This window comes from Rhodococcus sp. GXMU-t2271, assembly GCF_041414735.1.
In the GTDB taxonomy this organism is placed as follows: domain Bacteria; phylum Actinomycetota; class Actinomycetes; order Mycobacteriales; family Mycobacteriaceae; genus Rhodococcus; species Rhodococcus indonesiensis.
The window spans coordinates 1-19,481 of record NZ_JAUIZP010000002.1 but is presented as its reverse complement, the minus strand read 5'-3'; the positions used below and the strand labels follow the sequence as shown (position 1 = coordinate 19,481).

General features: G+C 70.3%; 22 protein-coding genes. 10 read left to right on the top strand and 12 right to left on the bottom strand.

The window, feature by feature from the left end; genetic code table 11:
- Nucleotides 1–7: 7 nt before the first annotated feature.
- From QYS60_RS01310 to QYS60_RS01295, 4 genes are all read right to left on the bottom strand, one after another.
- On the bottom strand, nucleotides 8–973 hold the full coding sequence (locus QYS60_RS01310) for a thiamine pyrophosphate-dependent dehydrogenase E1 component subunit alpha (protein WP_054371307.1): 966 nt from the start codon (nucleotides 971–973) through the stop codon (nucleotides 8–10).
- Nucleotides 974–1,254: 281 nt separating this feature from the next.
- Nucleotides 1,255–1,518, bottom strand: a complete 264-nt coding sequence (locus tag QYS60_RS01305) for a hypothetical protein (RefSeq protein WP_289378064.1) — start codon at nucleotides 1,516–1,518, stop codon at nucleotides 1,255–1,257.
- Between the two features lie 22 nt (nucleotides 1,519–1,540).
- A complete protein-coding gene (locus QYS60_RS01300; protein WP_289378065.1) occupies nucleotides 1,541–1,834 on the bottom strand; it encodes a hypothetical protein in 294 nt (97 codons plus the stop codon).
- Between the two features lie 404 nt (nucleotides 1,835–2,238).
- Entirely contained in the window at nucleotides 2,239–3,132 is an 894-nt protein-coding gene (locus QYS60_RS01295; RefSeq protein WP_371382201.1) for an IclR family transcriptional regulator, read from the bottom strand.
- A gap of 246 nt (nucleotides 3,133–3,378) precedes the next feature.
- Here QYS60_RS01295 and QYS60_RS01290 point away from each other — a divergent pair, with 246 nt between their 5' ends.
- Together QYS60_RS01290 and QYS60_RS01285 are read left to right on the top strand one after the other, a co-directional pair.
- Complete coding sequence (locus QYS60_RS01290; protein WP_289378066.1) at nucleotides 3,379–4,278, top strand: TIGR03619 family F420-dependent LLM class oxidoreductase; 900 nt, start codon at nucleotides 3,379–3,381, stop codon at nucleotides 4,276–4,278.
- Nucleotides 4,275–4,769 (top strand): nuclear transport factor 2 family protein, encoded by a 495-nt coding sequence (locus QYS60_RS01285; RefSeq protein WP_003934795.1) that lies wholly within the window; start codon nucleotides 4,275–4,277, stop codon nucleotides 4,767–4,769. The genes QYS60_RS01290 and QYS60_RS01285 overlap by 4 nt, the downstream gene beginning before the upstream one ends.
- Before the next feature lie 65 nt (nucleotides 4,770–4,834).
- Here the strand turns inward: QYS60_RS01285 and QYS60_RS01280 are convergent, their stop codons facing one another.
- On the bottom strand, nucleotides 4,835–6,457 hold the full coding sequence (locus QYS60_RS01280; RefSeq protein ID WP_371382200.1) for an acyl-CoA synthetase: 1,623 nt from the start codon (nucleotides 6,455–6,457) through the stop codon (nucleotides 4,835–4,837).
- Nucleotides 6,458–6,742: 285 nt separating this feature from the next.
- On the opposite strand from QYS60_RS01280, the gene QYS60_RS01275 reads away from it, so the two are divergent.
- The 6 genes from QYS60_RS01275 (at nucleotide 6,743) to QYS60_RS01250 (ending at nucleotide 11,714) form a co-directional block, all read left to right on the top strand.
- Nucleotides 6,743–7,681 carry a 3-oxoacyl-ACP reductase gene (locus tag QYS60_RS01275; protein WP_371382199.1) on the top strand — a complete coding sequence of 313 codons (939 nt, stop codon included), beginning with the start codon at nucleotides 6,743–6,745 and terminating at the stop codon, nucleotides 7,679–7,681.
- Nucleotides 7,682–7,698: 17 nt separating this feature from the next.
- A complete protein-coding gene (locus QYS60_RS01270; protein WP_003939170.1) occupies nucleotides 7,699–8,451 on the top strand; it encodes an SDR family NAD(P)-dependent oxidoreductase in 753 nt (250 codons plus the stop codon).
- A 195-nt stretch (nucleotides 8,452–8,646) separates the two neighbouring features.
- On the top strand, nucleotides 8,647–9,786 hold the full coding sequence (locus QYS60_RS01265) for a 12-oxophytodienoate reductase (protein ID WP_371382198.1): 1,140 nt from the start codon (nucleotides 8,647–8,649) through the stop codon (nucleotides 9,784–9,786).
- A 44-nt stretch (nucleotides 9,787–9,830) separates the two neighbouring features.
- The gene (locus tag QYS60_RS01260; RefSeq protein ID WP_371382197.1) at nucleotides 9,831–10,721 is read left to right on the top strand and encodes a coniferyl-aldehyde dehydrogenase; all 891 of its coding nucleotides are present in this window, start codon (nucleotides 9,831–9,833) and stop codon (nucleotides 10,719–10,721) included.
- A complete protein-coding gene (locus tag QYS60_RS01255; protein ID WP_371382196.1) occupies nucleotides 10,718–11,176 on the top strand; it encodes a nuclear transport factor 2 family protein in 459 nt (152 codons plus the stop codon). Before QYS60_RS01260 ends, QYS60_RS01255 begins: the two co-directional genes overlap by 4 nt.
- A gap of 13 nt (nucleotides 11,177–11,189) precedes the next feature.
- Nucleotides 11,190–11,714, top strand: a complete 525-nt coding sequence (locus tag QYS60_RS01250; protein WP_371382194.1) for a nuclear transport factor 2 family protein — start codon at nucleotides 11,190–11,192, stop codon at nucleotides 11,712–11,714.
- Between the two features lie 9 nt (nucleotides 11,715–11,723).
- Here QYS60_RS01250 and QYS60_RS01245 read toward each other — a convergent pair whose 3' ends face one another.
- Nucleotides 11,724–12,308 carry a helix-turn-helix domain-containing protein gene (locus tag QYS60_RS01245; RefSeq protein WP_289378073.1) on the bottom strand — a complete coding sequence of 195 codons (585 nt, stop codon included), beginning with the start codon at nucleotides 12,306–12,308 and terminating at the stop codon, nucleotides 11,724–11,726.
- Nucleotides 12,309–12,357: 49 nt separating this feature from the next.
- Here QYS60_RS01245 and QYS60_RS01240 point away from each other — a divergent pair, with 49 nt between their 5' ends.
- Nucleotides 12,358–13,197 (top strand): trans-aconitate 2-methyltransferase, encoded by an 840-nt coding sequence (locus QYS60_RS01240; protein WP_371382193.1) that lies wholly within the window; start codon nucleotides 12,358–12,360, stop codon nucleotides 13,195–13,197.
- Between the two features lie 40 nt (nucleotides 13,198–13,237).
- On the opposite strand, the gene QYS60_RS01235 is transcribed toward QYS60_RS01240, so the two are convergent.
- The 4 genes from QYS60_RS01235 to QYS60_RS01220 form a co-directional block, all read right to left on the bottom strand.
- On the bottom strand, nucleotides 13,238–13,912 hold the full coding sequence (locus tag QYS60_RS01235; RefSeq protein WP_371382192.1) for a hypothetical protein: 675 nt from the start codon (nucleotides 13,910–13,912) through the stop codon (nucleotides 13,238–13,240).
- Between the two features lie 84 nt (nucleotides 13,913–13,996).
- Nucleotides 13,997–14,911, bottom strand: a complete 915-nt coding sequence (locus QYS60_RS01230; protein WP_371382191.1) for a TIGR03619 family F420-dependent LLM class oxidoreductase — start codon at nucleotides 14,909–14,911, stop codon at nucleotides 13,997–13,999.
- A gap of 25 nt (nucleotides 14,912–14,936) precedes the next feature.
- Complete coding sequence (locus QYS60_RS01225) at nucleotides 14,937–15,758, bottom strand: SDR family NAD(P)-dependent oxidoreductase (RefSeq protein WP_371382190.1); 822 nt, start codon at nucleotides 15,756–15,758, stop codon at nucleotides 14,937–14,939.
- A gap of 68 nt (nucleotides 15,759–15,826) precedes the next feature.
- Complete coding sequence (locus QYS60_RS01220; protein WP_371382296.1) at nucleotides 15,827–16,765, bottom strand: NAD-dependent epimerase/dehydratase family protein; 939 nt, start codon at nucleotides 16,763–16,765, stop codon at nucleotides 15,827–15,829.
- Between the two features lie 80 nt (nucleotides 16,766–16,845).
- Here QYS60_RS01220 and QYS60_RS01215 point away from each other — a divergent pair, with 80 nt between their 5' ends.
- Nucleotides 16,846–17,490, top strand: coding sequence for a ScbR family autoregulator-binding transcription factor (locus QYS60_RS01215; RefSeq protein ID WP_289378079.1), 645 nt, complete (start codon nucleotides 16,846–16,848; stop codon nucleotides 17,488–17,490).
- A gap of 17 nt (nucleotides 17,491–17,507) precedes the next feature.
- Here QYS60_RS01215 and QYS60_RS01210 read toward each other — a convergent pair whose 3' ends face one another.
- Together QYS60_RS01210 and QYS60_RS01205 are read right to left on the bottom strand one after the other, a co-directional pair.
- Entirely contained in the window at nucleotides 17,508–18,446 is a 939-nt protein-coding gene (locus QYS60_RS01210; protein WP_054371322.1) for a ScbA/BarX family gamma-butyrolactone biosynthesis protein, read from the bottom strand.
- Nucleotides 18,447–18,861: 415 nt separating this feature from the next.
- Entirely contained in the window at nucleotides 18,862–19,176 is a 315-nt protein-coding gene (locus tag QYS60_RS01205) for a helix-turn-helix domain-containing protein (RefSeq protein ID WP_003939185.1), read from the bottom strand.
- Nucleotides 19,177–19,481: the final 305 nt, after the last annotated feature.

The following is a 19,481-nucleotide window of genomic DNA, read 5'->3' as shown; positions in this document are numbered from 1 at the left end:
CTCTCTCTCAGTACGACACGTAGACGTCGGTCAGCAGGTTCGTCAGCGGCGGGTACTCGGCAGCTCGCGCCTTCGTGACGGCGACGTCGACCCGTTCACGAGCCTCGGCCTCGATCGCATCGAGTTCCTTCGCCGTGACCTTCTTGCCGTCGACCTTCGCGCGGAACTTCACCAGCGGATCCTGGGTCCTGCGGAGTTCGGCGACCTGCTCCGCGGTGCGGTACAGCTGCGCGTCGCCCTCGAAGTGGCCGTGCCAGCGGTGTGCCACCGCCTCGATGGTGGAGGGACCGCCTCCTCTGCGGGCTCGCTCGACCGCCTCGCGCGCTGCCTCGTGCACCTCGAAGAAGTCGGTACCGTCGACGGTGGTTGCGGGCATCCCGAACGACGCGGCGCGCGCAGCGATACTCGGTGTGCCGACCGCATAGTCGCGGCCGGTGGCCTCACCGAATCCGTTGTTTTCGATGACGAAGACGATCGGCAACTCGAGCACGACTGCCATGTTCATGGCCTCGAACACGGTGCCCTGATTGGATCCGCCGTCGCCGGTGAACGAGGCCGCGACACCGCCGTTCCCCAGGGTCTTGGCGCTCAGCGCAGCGCCGATCGCCAGCGACGGGGCACCGCCGACGATTGCGTTCGCGCCGAGCATGCCGACCGACAGGTCGGCGATGTGCATCGATCCGCCCTTGCCGTGGCACAATCCGTCGTTCTTGCCGAAGATTTCGGCCATCATCCCGTCGAGGTCACACCCCTTGGCAATGCAGTGGCCGTGCCCGCGGTGGGTGGAGCCGATGTAGTCGGTGTCGTTCAGGTTCTCGCACACACCGACTGCGATCGCTTCCTGCCCCGAGTACAGGTGGATGAACCCCGGGATGTCACCGGTCGCGTTCTCCTCGTGCAACCGGTCCTCGAATTCGCGGATCTCCGACATCTTGCGATACGCGCTCAGTAATGCACTCTTGTTCAGCGCCATTGCTCTCCTCTGCTTTCTGCCTGAGGGCCGGCCGCACAGGGCGAGGCCCCGAGCGTGACGAGACTTCGGGACGGTTCCCGTCTCACGCCGTGTAACCCAGGTCACGAATGTAGGGAGAGGGTGCGAGCCCACTCAACGTTGCAGCGGATTGCAGCCCGGACCCCGCACGGGCACTCGCGGTGACAACCGGATCGACCGCCGCACGGAACGCGGTTCGGCGGCGACCGCTGTGGCCTGCACGAAGTGGGCCGGTGCCGCGGCTACCGGCCCATGGCTGGAACTCACAGCGAGTCGAGCAGATCCAGCGCCGTCGGAACGGCGGCCGGTGTCAGCACTCCGAGGCCGAACGAGGCCACCGGTGCTCCGATCGGCCGGTGGAGCAGAGAGAACACCGCTATACCCAGCAGGATCAGCCAGGCACCGACCACCGCGACACGGATCGGCGTGACCCCCTGCAGTGCCCCGATGCTGCAGACGCCACCCAGCAGCGCCCATCTCCAGCGCAGATTCCGCTCACAGAACGCCCGGATGCGCGGCTCGCTCACGCCCCGGGTCGGGTTCTGCCGGTCAGTGGTCGTCGTAGTGCCCCTCGTGCGCGGCGTGCCGATGCCCGTCGTGGATGTAGTCGACGTGGTCGCCGTGCGGGACGGCCACGTGCCCACAGCCCTCGCCGTGGGTGTGGTCGTGTCCTTCGTGGACGTGGTGCTCGGTGGGCTCGCACTCGTCGACGTGCCCGTCGTGGGCCCGGTGCAGATGCCCGTCGTGCACGTAGTCGACGTGGTCACCATGCGGGACGGCTACGTGCCCGCAGGATTCGCCGTGGGTGTGGTCGTGGTCTGCATGCTCTCGGTGGTCGGTCATCGCTGGACTCCTGCGTCGGGTTACGGCACCCCTCGTTCAGTATCCCATCGCGACCGGCGGTGAAGACCCGTCTCGGGCGCACACCTCGGACACCGTTCTCCGGCGGAGACCGCCGCGGCGCGAGTCGGAACAAGACCGGCACGGAGCGAGAGGCGGGTCCCGGTACCGACGGGCAGTCGACACTTCGGCACCGCAGACCGACTCGCAGTAGGAAACCTCGACCGGCCGACCGATGCGCCGGACCCCGGCTCGAGAATCCGGCTGTGCCGACTCAGGTAGTCCCGGCGTCTCCGACACGCCGGTGTCGGATCACGCGCCCGGGTGGTGGCCCGGACGCAGTTCCCTGATGGCGGAGCAGGACGCGCCGACGAATCGTCGTCGGCGCGTCCCGGTCGGGAGATTCCTCAGAGCCACTGTCCGCTCTGGACCGACAGCAGGCGGTCCATCGCGTCCGGCGACCACGTGCTCTCGGGGGGCTCGGGCGCCCGGCGGCCCCGGCGCGGGGCGCCGAGTTCGGGGTACAGGCTGCGCGAGACCTCCCGGGCGGCGTCCACCACGAGCGGTGCGACCCGCTCGAGCTGCGCGGTGCGGGCGTCGCCGCACAGCGAGATCGCCGCAACCGGACCGTCGTGCCCGCGCACAGCGACGGCGACGCATGCGACGCCGCGCACGGACTCGCTGCGCTCGAACGACAGACCGCGCCGCTGCCGGATCCGGCTGAGTTCCTGGTGCAGAGTCGCGAGGTCACCGATGGTGTGTTCGGTGCGGCGGGCCAGGCGCCGCTCGTACAGGTCGTCGACGCGCTCGGGCTCGAGCCAGGCGAGCATCGCCTTGCCGCCGGCGGTGGTGTATGCCGGTGCCCGGCCGCCGACCCGCGACGGCAGTGCCGTGGCGAAGCGGCCGCCGACCTTGTCGAGGTAGACGCTCTCGGCCCCGTCGAGGACGGCGAGATGGACCACCATGCCGGTCTGCATGTGCAGCTCGTGCAGGAGCGGCGCCGCCGACGCCCGGATCTCCCCGTGGCCACCGGCCCCGCCGCCGAGACCGAGCGCCCGCCGGCCGAGGCAGTAGCCGAAGGATGCGTGATCGACCCAGTTCAGCTTCACGAGCTGATCGAGGATGCGGTGCACGGTCGAGCGGGGCAACCGGGTGCGGCAGGCCACCTCCTCCAGCGTCAGCCGCGAGGACCGGCCCTCGAACGCGTCGAGGATGAGTGTCATCCGTTCGACCATCGACGGCGGCACGTCGCGCCGCGGGGCGGAGGTAGCTGTCGGTTCCGTTGCTTCGACGACTGCCATCTGCGGCCTCCCGATACTTCTGCTCCCGGCGGGAGCGGGAAAACTGAAATGAATTCTGAAAGTGTATCAGCTCACTCTCGCCACCAGTAGTGATCGGGGGCGCGAATTTCCCACCTGCGACCCTCGCGCGCCTCGCATCCGCGGTCGACCCCGGATCCCGCTCATCGGAACGTCGGCCGCGACGGAGCGGCGCGGTCCGGTACAACGGACCGACACCCTCCCAGTCCCGGCAGCGGAGAGGCTCGCATGCGCATCGGAATCGTCAGCCCCGTCGTGGTCCAGCACCCCGGCGTGCACTCCCCGTGGGAACGCACTGCCGGCGTCGACGACCTCGTCCGGGTGGCCCGGGCCGCCGATCGGCTCGGCTTCCACCATCTGACCTGCAGTGAGCACGTCGCCGTTCCGGTGGACGTCGCGGCCGCCCGCGGCGGCACCTACTGGGATCCGCTCGCCACCCTGAGCTATCTCGCCGCCCGGACGCAGCGCATCCGGCTCGCCACCCAGGTACTCGTCCTCGGCTACCACCACCCGCTCGAGATCGCCAAACGCTACGGCACCCTCGACGTCCTCAGCGGCGGGCGGCTGACGCTCGGCCTCGGGGTGGGCAGCCTGCGCGAGGAGTTCGACCTCCTCGGGGCACCCTTCGAGGACCGGGGCCCCCGCGCCGACGACGCCCTGGCCGCGTTGCGCGCCGCGTTGTCCCGGCGCCTGCCGGAGTACCACGGTTCCTATTACGAATTCCAGAACCTGCTCGTCGAGCCGCACGCCGTCCAACCCCGCGTCCCGCTGTGGGTCGGGGGGCGCACGCTGCGCTCGCTGCGCCGCGCCGTCGCCCACGGCGACGGATGGGTGCCGTTCGGGCTGCCCCTGCCCGACCTGACCGCGATGCTGGGCCGGGTGGACCTCCCGGCGGGCTTCGACGTCGTTCTCGACACCGGGGCGCCCCTCGACCCGCTGGGCGCGCCCGAGCGCACCGTCCGGTCCCTGGAACGACGTCGCGAGGCCGGCGCCACCGTCGTAGGGGCGACCGTCGCCGCGACCGACGCGACCCACTACTGCGAACAGCTCGAGTGTCTGCGGGCACTCGGCACCGACCTGGGGCTGGACTTCGCCCCGGCCGAACCATCCGAACAGGAGACCCGATGACCGACACCGCAGCGACCGACACCGCAGAGCTCGTCCAGTCCCTCCTCGCCCGCGTCCAGCTCCTCGAGGACAAGATCGCCGTCCAGGAGATCGTCACCGCCTACGGCCCCGCCGTCGACGCCGGTGACGCCGACGCGGTGGGCGAACTGTGGACCGAGGACGCCGTCTACGACGTCGACATGCGAATCATGAACGGCCGCAAGGAGATCATGGAGATGGTGCGCACGCGACCGCACCAGGACTACATCCACGAAGGATGCGGACACCTCCTCGACCCCGTGCACATCCGGGTCGAGGGCGACACGGCCGTGGCCACCTGCCATTCGCAGCTGCTGCGTCACGACGAGAACGGCTTCCGCGTCTGGCGCGTGACGGCCAACCGCTTCGAACTCGTCAAGAACGACGGCCGGTGGCGGATCCGCAAGCGCACGGCCCGGGTGCTCGACGGCCGCGACGAGTCGCGTGAGCTGCTCGCCCGCGCCGGCCGCTGACCCGGCCCCGAACCGGTGACGGCCGGCCCCGCATCCGGGGCCGGCCGTGTGCGTGTCCGACCGCGTCAGGCGTCGACGGTCGCGTTCTCGAGCGTCGCCTTGGCCCACCGGTAGTCCGCCTTCCCCGCGGGCGAACGCAGCACCTCGGGAACCGGCACGATCGTCTTCGGGATCTTGTACCCGGCGATCAGGGTCCGGCAGTGGTCGGTCAGTTCCCTGGCCGAGGGCGCTACCACGCCGGGACGGAACTGCACGGCCACCGAGACCCGCTCACCCAGGAGCGGGTCCGGGATGCCCGCCACCACCGCGTCGAGGACGGCCGGATGGCTCTTGACGGCCTCCTCGACCTCCTCCGCGTAGACCTTCTCGCCGCCGGTGTTGATGCAGGCCGAGCCCCGGCCGAGCACGACGATCGAGCCGTCCGCCTCCACGGTGGCCAGGTCACCGAGCAGGCACATGCGCACGCCGTCGCGTTCGGGGAACGTCGCCGCGGACTTGTCCGGGTCGTTGTAGTAGCCGAGAGGGACGTGGCCGATGCGAGCGAGGTAGCCGATGGTCTCCGAGCCGGGCTCGACCTCGGTCAGATCCGTGTCGACCACCCGCAGTGTCGGCGACGGGGAGATCCGGGCACGGCCGTCCGCGCCGGCGTCGACGGTGCCGGTCGCGCCCGCCTCCGACGAGCCGAAGGAGTTGCGCAGGTAGACGTTCGGCAGCAACTCCGCCAGTTGCGCGCGGACACTCGCCGACCACAGCGCTCCGCCGGAGCCGATGACCAGCAGAGAACTCAGGTCGAACTCCTTGCCGCGTGCGGCCACCGCGTCGGCCAGCGGCCGGCTGATGGCGTCGCCGACCACCATCACGATCGCGATCCGGTGCCGGTCGATCAGGCGTAGCGCCTCGATCGGCTCGAACGACCGCATCAGCACCTGCTTCGCACCCGCGAACAGCCCCATCAGCACCGAGTACATCGCGGCCCCGTGCATGAGCGGCGCCGTGACGAGATAGGACATCGGGTGCTCGTTTGCCGCGGCGGCCGCGGCGAGATCGGCAGAGCTGCGGTGCGGTTCGCCGTAGGGGTTACCGCCGGCCAGCGCCGCGAAGTAGAAGTCCTCGTGCCGCCACATCACTCCCTTGGGCATGCCCGTCGTGCCGCCGGTGTAGAGGATGTACCGGTCGTCGCCGCTGCGCTCACCGAAATCCCGCTCCGCCGAGGCGCTCTCCACCGCTTCCGCATACCGAGCCACGGTCGCACCCACACCTGCCGCAGCCTGTTCGAGTGCCGCCGTCTCCGCACTTCCGACGACGACGATGCGCCGCAGCTGTGAGGTGTGCGGCACGGCCTGCGCCGCGACGTCGGCGAACTCGTCGTCGATCACGAGTGCCACGAGGTCTGCATCGGTGTAGAGGTGCACGAGCTCGGCACCCACGTAGCGGAAGTTGATGTTCACCGGCACCGCGCGAATCTTCAAGCAGCCCAACATGACCTCGAGGAATTCGAGGCTGTTGCGCATGTGCAGGCCCACATGATCACCTGCCGCCACCCCGACGGCCGCGAGGTGGTGCGCGACCCGGTTGGCGCGGGCGTCGAACTCGGCGTACGTCCGGGACTCGTCCCCGCAGATCAGGGCCGTCCGGTCGGGTATCGCATCGACGACGGCCTCGGTGAGATCGGCCAGGTTCAGAGACATCGCGGGTCCTTCCGGGGTTCGTGGGTGGGTGAGGACGCGCACGACCACGCGATCGTCGCGCGTGTGCCGCGGATCACAGCAGCCTCAGTAGAACATATTCTCATTCCGGGATCAACGGTCCGACAGTGCCGATCGGGAGCCGGATCCTGAGCCTGGCTGCAGCCTCCGAGGACCGCCCCTCCCTGCGGGGGACCACGGTCCGAGAACACCCTTGTGCAAGTAATAGAATGAATACTAGTTTTCAGTCATCGTTCCGCACCCCCGCACGGACACAAGGAGCCCACCATGACCCAGAACACGACCCTCGACGGCCGCACCGCCGTCGTCACCGGAGCAGGCGCCGGCCTCGGCCGCGCCGAAGCCCTCGCTCTCGCCGACGCCGGTGCCGCCGTCGTCGTCAACGACATGGGCGCCGCCGCCCACGACGTCGTCGACGAGATCCGCGCCGCCGGAGGCCGCGCCGTCGCCGTCACCGGCGACGTCTCGGACTGGGCGCTCGGCGAGGAACTCGTCCGCACGGCGGTCACCGAGTTCGGCTCGATGGACATCCTGGTCAACAACGCCGGCATCCTGCGCGACAAGATGATCTTCAACCTGTCCGAGTCGGACTGGGACGACGTGATCCGGGTACACCTCAAGGGCCACGCTGCGACGTCGCGCGCCGCGGCCGTGCACTGGCGGCAGGCGTCGAAGGACGCGAACGGACCGGTCTACGGCCGCGTGATCAACACCTCCTCCGAGGCGTTCCTGTTCGGCTCGGCCGGGCAGCCCAACTACTCGGCCGCCAAGGCCGGCATCACCGCCCTGACCCTGTCGACCGCCCAGGGCCTGTCGCGCTACGGAGTGCGGGCCAACGCCATCTGCCCGCGCGCCCGCACGGCCATGACGGCGGACGCGTTCGGCGAGAGCAACACCGGTACGTCGGGCCTGGACCCGCTCGCGCCCGAACGAGTGGCCACGCTGGTCCGGTACCTCGCCTCCCCCGCCTCCGACGAGGTCAACGGCCAGGTCTTCGTCGTGTACGGCAAGATGGTCGCGCTCATGGAAGCCCCCAAGGTCGAGCACCGCTTCGACGCCGCAGGCTCCGCGTTCACCGTCGACGAACTCGGCGGCCAGCTCTCGTCCTACTTCTCCGGTCGCGGCCCGTACGAGACCTACGCCGCCTACAGTGTGGCCGAACTGGAGAAGGTCGCGCTCGCCACGGGCGACCCCGTCGACGCATGAGCGGAAGGGACACAGTCGTGAAACTGAGCGGGAAGACGGCCGTCGTCACCGGCGGTGCGGGCGGGATCGGCCGCGCCGTGACCCGGGTGTTCGTCCGCGAGGGCGCCCGCGTGCTGTTCGTCGATGTCGACGACGACCGCGGCCGCGCGCTCGAAGCCGAGCTGACCGGCGCCGGCGGCGAGGCGAAGTTCCTGCAGGCCGACATCTCCCGGCGCGAAAGTGCGGAACAGATCCGCGATGCCGCCGTCGCAGCGTTCGGCGGCATCGACATCCTGGTCAACAACGCGCACGCGTCGCGCCAGGCACCACTGCTCGAGCACACCCCGGAGATGTTCGAGCTGTCGTTCGGCACGGGCTTCTACCCCACCGTGCACCTCATGCAGGCCTGCTACCCCCAGCTCAAGCAGGCCCGCGGTTCCGTCGTCAACTTCGGCTCCGGATCCGCGCTCGACGGCATGCCGACGCAGACGTCGTACGCGGCGGCCAAGGAGGCGATCCGGGCGGTCAGCCGGGTGGCTGCGAACGAGTGGGCCGCCGACGGCATCCGCGTCAACGTCGTGTGCCCGTTCGCCGCAACCGAAGGCGTGCAGGCCTGGCAGCAGGCCTTCCCCGACCGGGCGGCCGCCGCGGCGGCGAAGGTGCCGTTGCAGCGCATCGGCGACCCGGAGACGGACATCGCGCCGGTGGTGGTGTTCCTCGCCTCCGACGACTCGAAGTACATGACGGGACAGACGCTGATGGCCGACGGCGGCAGCATCAAGCTGCGCTGAGCGACCGTCGACTTCCACCGCGCCGAGTCCCATCGCACTGAGTGGGACACCTGGTCGACAGCACCGGCGCCGCGTGGAAATCTGCGTCCTACAGGCCCGCCGGCCGGTGTCGTACCCGGCCGGCGGGCCGCTTCCATACCCGGCCTGCCGCACGGCAGGTCACGCCCGTACCGTCCGAGAGAGGGTTTCGACCGCATGGCTGCCTCCTCCCCCCTGTTCCGCCCGCTCCGTGTGCGTTCGCTGGAGCTGGCGAACCGCATCGTGATGTCACCGATGACGCGGTCGTACTCGATCGACGGTGTGCCGGGTGAGGACGTCGCCGCGTACTACCGGCGGCGGGCCGCGGGTGGGACGGGTCTGATCGTCACCGAGGGTGTCGCCATCGATCACCCGACGGCCGTGGATAATCCGCGGGTGCCGCGCATGCACGGCACCGAGGCACTCGCGGGCTGGCGCCGGGTCGTCGACGAAGTACACGACGCCGGGGGCCGGATCGTCCCGCAGTTGTGGCACGTCGGACCGCTGTGGGGCGCGATGAGCGCGGTCGATCCCGCACTGAAGCCGATGCGCCCGTCGGGCAGCTGGGGCACCCTGGGCATCACCTCGTACCCGGAGGACTACGTCGCGTGGGCCACCCGGCCGTCGGAGGCCATGACCGAGCAGGACATCGCCGACGTGATCGCGGCCTACGCTCGCGCCGCCGCGGCCGCCGCGGAGGCCGGATTCGACGGCATCGCGCTGCACGGCGGACACGGCTACCTGCTGGACTCGTTCCTGTGGGAGGGCACCAACACCCGTACCGACGCGTGGGGCGGTGACCTCGAGCGGCGCACCCGATTCCCCGCGGCCGTCGTCGCGGCCATCCGCGCCGAGATCGGCGACGATCTGCCCATCGTGTTCCGCTTCTCGCAGCACAAGCAGCAGAACTACACCGCGCGCATCGCCGAGACGCCCGACGAGCTGAAAGTGATCCTCGGTGCCCTCGTCGAGGCCGGCGTCGACATCCTCGACGCGAGCATCCGGCGTTTCGACACCCCCGCCTTCGAGGGCAGCGACCTCTCCCTCGCCGGCTGGGCCAAGCAGCTGACAGGCGTGACCACCATGGCCGTCGGCAGCGTCGGCATCGGCAAATCGCTGCGGGAGAGCCGGATCAGCGGCTCGGCCCCGATCGACGACAACGTCCACGAGGTCGAACGACGAATCGACAGCGGCGAATTCGACCTCATCGCGGTCGGCCGCCTGCACCTGGCCGACCCGGCCCTCGCGACCACCCTGCGGTCCGGGGGGCCGCTGCCCGAATTCGACCGCGCGATCCACGAAGCGTCGCTGACCTGACCCCGGAACGGGTGGGTGCGCGGCGGTGACGACAGGAGGCCTCCATGGGATCCTCGTTCCCCGAGCAACTTTCCGCTGTGCTCGACCGGCAGCGCCGGACGCCGGCCACGGCGTCGGCCACCGATCCGGGCCAGCGGGTCCGGCCCGTCCGCGCCATGATCGATCTGCTCGTGCAACACCACAAGCCGCTCACCGAGGCGGTCCACGCGGACTTCGACGGACAACTGCCGACGCACGTGGTCATGGACGACATCCTCACGTCCCTGACGGCACTGCACCGGGTCCGGGAGTCGTTGGAAGGCTGGGACAGCGCCGGTCGGCCCACCTACCGGATACCCGGACCGTCGGGGGCGCTGTGGCACTGCGGCCCGCATCACGACGCCGGGACGGTGGCCATCGTGGGAAGCCGCACCGCTCCCCTGTTCTCGCTCCTGGGACCGTGGGTCAGCGCGATCGGCACCGGTCACCGCGCCGTGCTGATGCCCGCCCACGGACTGCCGCGCACCGTGCGGGTGCTGTCGGACGCCGCCGCAGCCCTCCTCGACCCCGCCCACATCGCGGTGCTCGTCGGGATCGAGAACCACGACGACCAGATCACCGCCGACCGCTTCGACCACGTCGTGGTCACCGGCGAGCACCACGCGTCGCCCCCCGGCGGGACCGCGACGACCTCCTTGCTACGTCCCGGCGCTGCGGGACCGGTGAATCCGCACCGACGCACATTCGCCGACGCGCTCGCGACGACGTACGCCGCACTGCTGCCCGCCGTCACCGACCACGCCGGTCTCGTCGTGACCGTCACCGACCACCCGGGCAGCTGCCCGGTCCTGCGCTTCACCCACCCCGGCGCGGCCTCTGCTCCGACCGATGCTCCGACCGATCAGTGGGACGAGGATCGAGCTCCGGGTGTCGACCGGTGGAGAATGCCGGCATGAGCAGTCCATTCGAGGATCGCCTCGAGCTCGCGGACGTCGTCGCCCGGTACGCCCGTGCCGTCGACCGCCGTAAGCCGGCCGTGCTGCGTTCGCTCTTCACCGACGACGCCGAGTTCGTGCAGCCGCCCGGGCTGGTCCGCCGCGGGCACGACCCGGTACTCACCGGCGCGGGACCGATCGCCGACAGCGTGCTCGCCGCGGTCGCGCACCTGCACTCCACGCGCCACGTCCTCGGCCAGCACGTGGTCGACCTCGACGGCGACCGTGCCCGCGGCGAGCTGTACTGCGAGGCGCACCACGTGTACCCGAGCGGTGAGGGGTACCGGGACTACGCGGTGTCCGTCCGCTACCGGGACGAGTACCGGCGCGGGCCCGGCGGCTGGCGCATCTCGCGCCGGGAACTGGTCGTCGATCTCACCGCCGACCGTGAAGTGACGTTGCTCCGATCCGAGTGAAGGGAAAATCTTCGTGACACAGACGGAACCGGCCCTGACCCTGAGCGCCGCGGAACAACTGCTGGCCGTCGAGGAGATCAAACGGCTCTTCGCCGCACGGCTGCGGGTGATGGACACCAAGCAGTGGGATCTGTACCCCACGTTGCACACCGAGGACGTCGTGAGCGAGACCTGGGGCGGCCTGCCCGAGGACACCCAGCCGCGCACCGGTGGGCAGTCCAATCGGGTGGTGGGCCGCGAACCGTTGCGGCGCGCCATCGAGAACCTGCTCGACGGGGGCACTCCGGTCACCAGTGCGCACCACGGTCACACTCCCGAGATCACCCTCACCGGCGACATCACCGCGACCGGCGTCTGGGCGATGGAGGACGAACTGTGGTGGACGAACGGGACCGTCGAGGAACACCTGCACGGCTGGGGCCACTACCACGAGCAGTACCAGAAGGTCGACGGCGTGTGGTTGATCAGTTACCGCAAGCTCACCCGGCTGCGGCAGGTGCACACGCCTGGCTTCTTCGACTTTCTGAAACCGCTGTAGCCGCCGGCGTCACGGTCGCGACGATCCGTGCTCACCGTGGAGGTGGGCACGCTCGCCGTCGTGGTCGAAGATCGTGAGAATCTCCACCGGACCGTCGTGGGCACCGATGATGTGCGGGACCATCGTCGAGAACGCGGCGGCCTCCCCGGTCCGCACGAGCACGGTCCGCTCGCCCAGCTGCAGCCGGGCCGTGCCGGAGAGCACGGTGAACCACTCGCGGCCCGGATGCACCGCCGCCGCGCCGGTTCCGGTGGGCCGGTCGGGGGTGATCCGCATCTTCGCCACCGTCACGCCGTGCAGGGCACGTTCCCGGGACAGCAGCCACGTGGTCACGCCGGGCATGTGCTCGGGCTGCGGCCGGATCACCACGTCCTCGTCCTCGGCGGATTCGACGAGCTGATCGAGCGTGGTGCCCAGGGCCCGGGCGAGGGGCACCAGTTGATCGAGAGCGATCCGGCGGTTCCCGGTCTCGATGCGGCTCAGCGTCGACGGGCTGAGCCGGCAGCGGGCCGCCAGCGAATCAAGCGACCAGCCGCGGGCCAGGCGCAGGCTGCGGATGCGGCGGCGGATCACGGCGTCCAGATCTTGCGTCATACGCAAGATGGTATGCGTTCTCGGCACTGCGGCCGCTACCGTGAGCGACATGGCGCACCACCCCCACTCTCCGGGCCACCCGCACGCGCATCACGAGGCCGGGCTGGCGGACCTCCTCGACCTCGACGCCGAGGTGCTCGGCGCGTATCTGGACGAGGTGACGGCGTGGGCCGAACCGTACACCCCGGCCCGTCCCCGGCTGATCGCCGACGTGGGGGCAGGAACCGGAACCGGCAGCGTGGCCCTGGCCCGCCGATTCCCCGACGCGGAGATCGTCGCGATCGACCGGTCGGCATCGATGCTCGACCGCGTGCGCACCGCCGCTCGCGAACACGGTGTCGCCGAACGTATCCGGACCGTCCTGGCCGACCTGGACACCACCGGGATTCCGGTCGACGAGATCGACCTCGCATGGGCGGCGTCGTCGCTGCACGAGGTCGCCGACCCCGCCCGGGTGCTGCGCGACCTCCACACCGGCCTGACGTCCGGCGGACTGCTCGTCGTCGTCGAGATGGACGAACTGCCGCGCTTTCTGCCCGACGACACCGGACGGGACCGGCCCGGTCTCGAGGAGCGCTGCCTTCGGGCGCTCGAGGAGGCGGGATGGAACGCCCATCCCGATTGGCAGGCCCATCTCGAGCGCGCCGGATTCGAGGCCGTCGGCCGGCGACGGTTCACGACGGAAGCCACTGCAGCGCAACCGAACACGGTGCGGTATGCGTCGACCTACCTGGCGCGCATCCGCGAGGCGCTCGACGATCGACTGGACAGGGACGACCTCGACCGTCTCGATCGTCTGCTGTCACCCGGCAGCCCCGAACACCTGGCGCGGCGACCGGACCTGACGGTCCGCAGTGCCCGCACGGCGTGGGCTGCCCGGCGGCCCTGACCGACCCCGTCCGGTTCGGACGGCGAACATTGCGCGACTACTACCTGCGTGGCCTGTCCCCGAAGGGCAGCACTCCCGCGACGTCCGCGATCTCGAAACCGAACAGCACGTCGTCACCCCGTCGGGCGGCGTGGACCTTACAGATCCCGGCGGGCAACGGCGGCAACGGGACTCGCCGTGCCGCCACGACCGGCACGAGCAGACCGTAGCAGCGCAGGCGCAGCAACTCCACGTAGGCGACGTCGTCGACGACCGCCCCGTCCACGAGGGCGCTGACGTTCAGCCGACGATGATCGGCGCGGATGTCGTCGCCGGGGCTCAACCGCCAGGCCGTGTCGAGGGAGTTGAACCAGTCCAGCACGACGGTGATCGGCGCGATGCCCTGCACGTCGAGCCGCGCCGCGCTGATCCGGGTGGACAGGCCCGGCACGATCCGCAGCCCGTGGGCGGTCACCGTCAGGCTGTCGATGCGCCGATCGTCCCAGTCGAGATCGTTCAGCCGGACACGGGCACGGAGATGCGCGCGGTCACGGCGGATCCGGACGCCGTCGACGACGGCACGCAGCGGCACTCCCTGCACGGTCGTCTCGATCGGACGGCCGGCGTACCGGAGGGCGAGGCCCCGGCCGAGGAGGTCGACGAGGGTGTCGGGAACCAGCGCGGTGACAGTGCCCGCGCCCAGTTCGGCGAGCGGCTGCATCCATGCACGTTCCACCCCGGCATGATGCCACCGCACCACCGGTCATGGCGGGAGCACTGCGGGTGGTCGGGTCGCTCCGCAGGCTCTGCTCCCGTCGCTCTAGGCCGCTGCCTCCCGCAGCACCGTGACGAGCGTCGCGAGCCGGTCCGCGGCCCGGTCCGGATCGGGATGCAGCATGGTCAGCGGGACCATCACATCGGTGACTCCGACGGCGAGAAGCTCCTTCACTGCTCGCGCGGTCTCCGGCACGGCGATCTCGCCGCTCGCCTCGTGCACCACCTGCAGCCGCCCGCGAATCTGCAGGTCGTCGGGATCGCGCTCCTCCCCTTCGAGCGCGACGCGGAGCAGGTCGCGGCCCCGCCGCAGCTCGTCCGGTCCGGCACCCATGATGGGAATCCACCCGTCGCCCCACCGGGCGAGCCGGCGGATCACCGGCTTCGACAACGACCCCGAGACCCAGACCGGGATCCGCCGGTCCCCCGGGCGCGGCGAGCAGTACACATCGGTGAAGGCGACGCTGGGGCGCTGCACCGAAGCCGGGGCGTGCGCCCACAGGGCCCGGCACGCGGTGAGCGTGTCGTCGAGCAGCGGCCCACGATCGCGGAAGCTCAACCCGGCCGCCTCGTATTCCTTCTCCTGCCAACCGGTTCCGACGCCGAGATCGAGCCGCCCACCCGACAGGTGGTCCAGGGTGGCCGCGGTCTTGGCGAGCACGGCCGCGCCCCGCAACGCCGCGATGATCACGCCGGTGCCGAGGCGGATCGTGCGGGTCCGACCGGCGATCACCGCGAGGACGGTCATGGGTTCGAGCCACACGGCATCCGGTTCGGTGGCGAAGGGTCCCCACGCGTAACCGGAGGTGTCGGCTCCCATCACGACGTGGTCGGTGACGTTGACCCGGTCCACCCCGCTCTCCTCCGCGCGCACCGCGACGTCCACGAGGTGGGCGTAGTTGTCGCGGGCCAGCACGTCGCCGAAGTTGGGGAGATTGACGCTCAGGGTGGGAGAGTTCACGCGAAAGGTCCTTCGGGAGGAGGGGTCAGGGCGCCAGGGGACGATTGGTCCACGACCCGTCGGGGCGGGCGAACCACCCGCCGGCCGCGTAGCTGCCGCCGTCGACGTGCAGCGTGGACCCCGTCATGTAGCGGGAGAGGTCGGACGCGAGGAACAGGGCCGGTCCGGCGACGTCCTCGGGCCGGCCCGGGCCGCCGAGCGGCGCCCAGCCCGGCCAGCGGTGCCGGTCCGCCTCGGGCACGAGCCGCTCGTACGGCACCTGCGGCGTCTCGATCAGGTCGGGTGCGATCGCGTTCACCCGGATGCCGTGCCGGCCGACCTCGACTGCGAGACTGCGGGTGAAGTGCCGCAGCCCGGCCTTGTACGTGCCGTACACGACGTGCCCGGGAATGCCCCGGTGTGCCTCGACCGTGGTGACGTTGACGACGGAACCGCCCCGCCCCCGGTCGATCATGCCGGGAAGGACGGCGCGGGTCATCCGCAGGGCGTGGTCGAGGTTGACGCGGGCGAGGGCTTCCCACTCGGACTCGTCGGCCTCCGCGAAGGGCGTCGCGGCGCGGAGGAAGTCGCCGACGTTGTTGACGAGCACGTCCGGGTCACGGCCGGCGGCCTCCGTCGCGACGGCCGGGTCCGCTGCGTCTCCGACGATCGGTACCGCGCCGGGGACTTCGGCGGCGAGCCGCTCGGCCGCCCGGCGATCGGTGTCGACGAGGACGACGTGGGCGCCGTGCTCGGCGAACAGCCGCACGACGGCCGCGCCGATGCCGTTCGCTCCTCCGGTGACGAGCGCGGTCCGTCCGGACAGCAAGGGATGCGACGGATTGTTCGAGGTCGGCACGGGGGTCATCGCCGCGACGCTAGCCGTCCCACCCCGCCGGCATCAGGCCGTTCCCGTTGGCCGGGAACGGCGCCGGGCTACCCCTGCGGGCCGAAGGCCTGCGGTGGCACGCACAGCCCGGTCTCCCGCCAGATCCGCGTCGCGTCGTAGTAGTGGTCGTGGCCGGCGAGATCGATGTGCCGCTCGGTCAGTCCCCGCTCCGCCGCGACGGCCACGGCCTCGTCGTACCCGAGACTGGTGCGGGGCAGGTCGAATCCGGCTTCGCGCGCGACGGCCGAGGCGAGTGCCCGCACACTCACCGGCTCGGGATGGGCGGCATGCAGGACAGCGCCACCGGGCCCGGGACGGGTACCGCGAACCGCGAGTGCCGCGATCAGGCGGCCGAGATCGCCGACCGAGATCACCGACAGCAGTGGACGACCGTCCTCGACCCATGCGCCGAGACGAGAGAGGATCTGCGCGATTCCGGGCACGAACCAGCGGTCTCCGGGTCCGTGGACGAAGGCGGCGCGCACCACGGTGCCCCCGTAGTCCCGCACGGCCAGCTCGGCCGCGAGCCTGCTCGCACTGAGCGCCGAGACCGGGTTCGGCTCGACGGCGTCCTCGGCGACCCCGCGGTGCGGGCCTGGGCCGTAGACCCCGATCGTGCTGACGTAGATCACGTGGGGCCGGTGCTGCCGGGTCGATGCCGCCAGCAGGTTCTCGGTCCCGGCACGGTTCACCTCGTCGCACGTCTGCGGGTCCGATCCGGTGTACGAGGCCGCGTGCACGATCACGTCGGCGGCAGCGATCACGGCGCCGAGGGACGACGGTTCGGTCAGGTCCGCCGCGATCCTCCGCGTTGCCGCGGCAGGCACGTCGTCGGGCCGTCGCGCGACGCCCGTGCAGGGCACGCCGGACTCCGCGAGCCCCGCCAGCACGGCGCCGCCGACGAAGCCGGTCGCGCCGATCACCGCGATCCGCGGGGGTCGCACCGAAGGTTCGTCACGGCGGCACTCCGTGACGGCGGGTACCATTCGGCCGGGTGGGGGAAACCCGATGGGGTTCGTCACGATGCACCTCGTCGGAACACAGGGTGGGAACGGAGTGAGGACGGATGGCTCAGCAAGCGCGGGCGATGGCTACCAGGCAGCAGATCGTCCTGGGCGCGGCAGAGAACTTCGAACGGTCGGGCTACGAGGGCGCAAGCCTGGGCGCGATCGTCGAGAGCTCGGGTATCACCAAGGGTGCGCTCTACTTCCACTTCCGGTCGAAGGACGAGCTCGCCCAGGTCGTGATCGAGGAGCAGCATCGCATCTCGATCGCCGCGGTCGAGGCCATCGCGAACCTCGACATTTCCGCACTGGAGCAGATCGTGATGCTCTCGCACGAGATGGCGCGCCAGATGATCGACGAGCCGATCGTGCGGGCCGGAATCCGTCTGACCCTCGAACTCAGTGCCACCAACGGGCCCACCGGTCCGTACCTGGACTGGATAGCCGCCTGCGAAAAGCTCACCGAGCAGGCGATCGCCCAGGGCGACATCCTCGACACGATCGACGCGGCCATGCTGGCCCGGTTCGTGATCTCCGCCTACAACGGTGTCCAGCTCGTGTCCAACGTCCTCACCCACCGGCAGGATCTCGAGCAGCGCCTCGACGAGATGTGGATCCTGCTGCTGCCCGCCGTGATGCCCGCCGACCGCCACGGTGAGATCCCGCGGATCCGCGCGGCTCGCTGGACACCGCCGTCCGGCGACTGAACGACGGTCGCCGGCGGTCAGCATCGCGACCGGTCCGGCGCGAGCCGCACGACACCGCTCGCCAGTACCTCGCCCCACTGCTCGACGGTGGTGTGCACGGTCCAGGAATCGTGCGGATCGGTCCGCGCCACCACGTTCGCAGGCTCGTCCAGTTCGACGAACCGGTGGTAGGTGGCCTCGACGAGCGCGATGTCGGCGTGCGGGCAACCGCAGGCGGCCCGGGCACTCTGGCGGAACGCTTCGAGGAGCAGCATTCCGGGGACGTGATCACTAGGATGGTCGAACAGCACGGGGTGCCGATCGTCGACCCGCAGGCGCCAGCGGTTCTCGGCGTACTGCGGACCGAGTACGACATCCACGGGCCGGGACTGGCCGACGACGCCGGGGGAAATCGGCGGAGGGCAGACGGGATCCCCGATCCGGCGGGGACCGGCGCCGTTCCAGCGCAGCCGCTGGTAGGCGTCCGGGGTGAGGACGTTGGCCACCCCCTCCCCCGTACCCACCCGCTGTCCGTCGACGGTGAACACCACCGTGAGATCGAACTGGGAGAGCAGCCCGCCGCGATGAACCGGGTCGTCGAGGGAGGCGTCGAGCACGACCTCTGCGGCTCCGGCCCCGATGGCCAGCGCGTCCACCGCCGCGTCCACCCGCAGGGTCTGCATGACGAACGGATGGCCGAGCGGCACACGATACTGAGTGTGCCCCAAGTAGATTGCCGTCTGGCGTAGAGTCTCGGCGATCAGCATGGCGTCGTAGCGACCGGTGTCGGTCCGGTAGAAGCCGTGCAGCCGCGGCCATTGCGCACCCAGAAGGAACCGATGGGCGACGCCGACGGACGTGCAGTCCGTCAGGAACACCTCCGACACCGATTGCCGGTGGACGTACCGCCTGGGCACCGTCGACTCGAACCCGAGGACGGGACTGTTCCGGGGTACTGCGTCCGCATCCACGGTCATTGTCGCTTCTTTCATTGCAAACCGGCCGGACTGCTTTTATCGAGGGACTATAGACGACCGGGACGAATCGGGACACGCTCGAGTCCGGTAGCCGGCACGCCGGTGGCGAACAGCTTCCGTCCCCCGTCGATCGCTCGGATGAATTCTTCGAACTCGACAAACCGATCGACCGGTTTATGCTAATGTGTAGTGCAGTCGGGAAACAAAAAGGGTCGGTCATGGAGCACGCGGAGGGGTGTTCCCGATCGACCCGAGATCACAGCACCTCCGCGCCGCCGGGACTATACGAGGGGTAGTCCCAGCGGCGCGGAGGCGTGTCCGCATCGTTTCTGTACCCGCATCGTGTCTGCACCCGCATCGATTCTGTACCCGCATCGTGTCTGTGCCCGCACCGGCCCGGCCGGAACCTGGCGCTCTACTTGGTCGGGATCCGGCTCCGCGCTTCGGCGAGCTGGTCCTCGAGGCCGACGATACGGCACGCCGCGTCCACCGCCGTGCCGCTGTCGACCAGTTCCCGCACCCGCGCGACGATCCGGAGCTGGTTGCGGGAGTAGCGGCGGTGGCCCCCCTCGGAACGGTGCGGAACCACGAGGCCGGGGGCGTCGAGGCTGCGGAGGAAGGCGGGAGTGACGCCGAGCGCCGCGGCGGCGCGGCCCATGCTGAAGGCAGGGTAGTCGTCGTTGTCGAGTTCGTTGGTGACCGCGGGAGCACGGTCGTCGGTGGGATCCACGTGCCCTTCGTTGCTACGAGAGGGAACCCCGGCACGTGCAGCGCCGGGGTTCGTGACGGTTATGACAATGCCGGCCTCGACCGGCACGAGGAAATGACATATACGAGTTCGCAATCCCGATGGATACGCATCACCAGCCTCTCGCTCTGCTCTCCGGTGGCGACGTGGTCGGCCTCCCAGAGTCCGCCCCGTCGCGTCGTCGGGGTGGAGCCGCAGAACCGAGTGCGGCTCCACCCCCGTCTGCAACTTCGCCGGCAACCCGTCGGTTGCCCCTCTTCCGGATCCTTCGCGTTGACGCCCTCGAT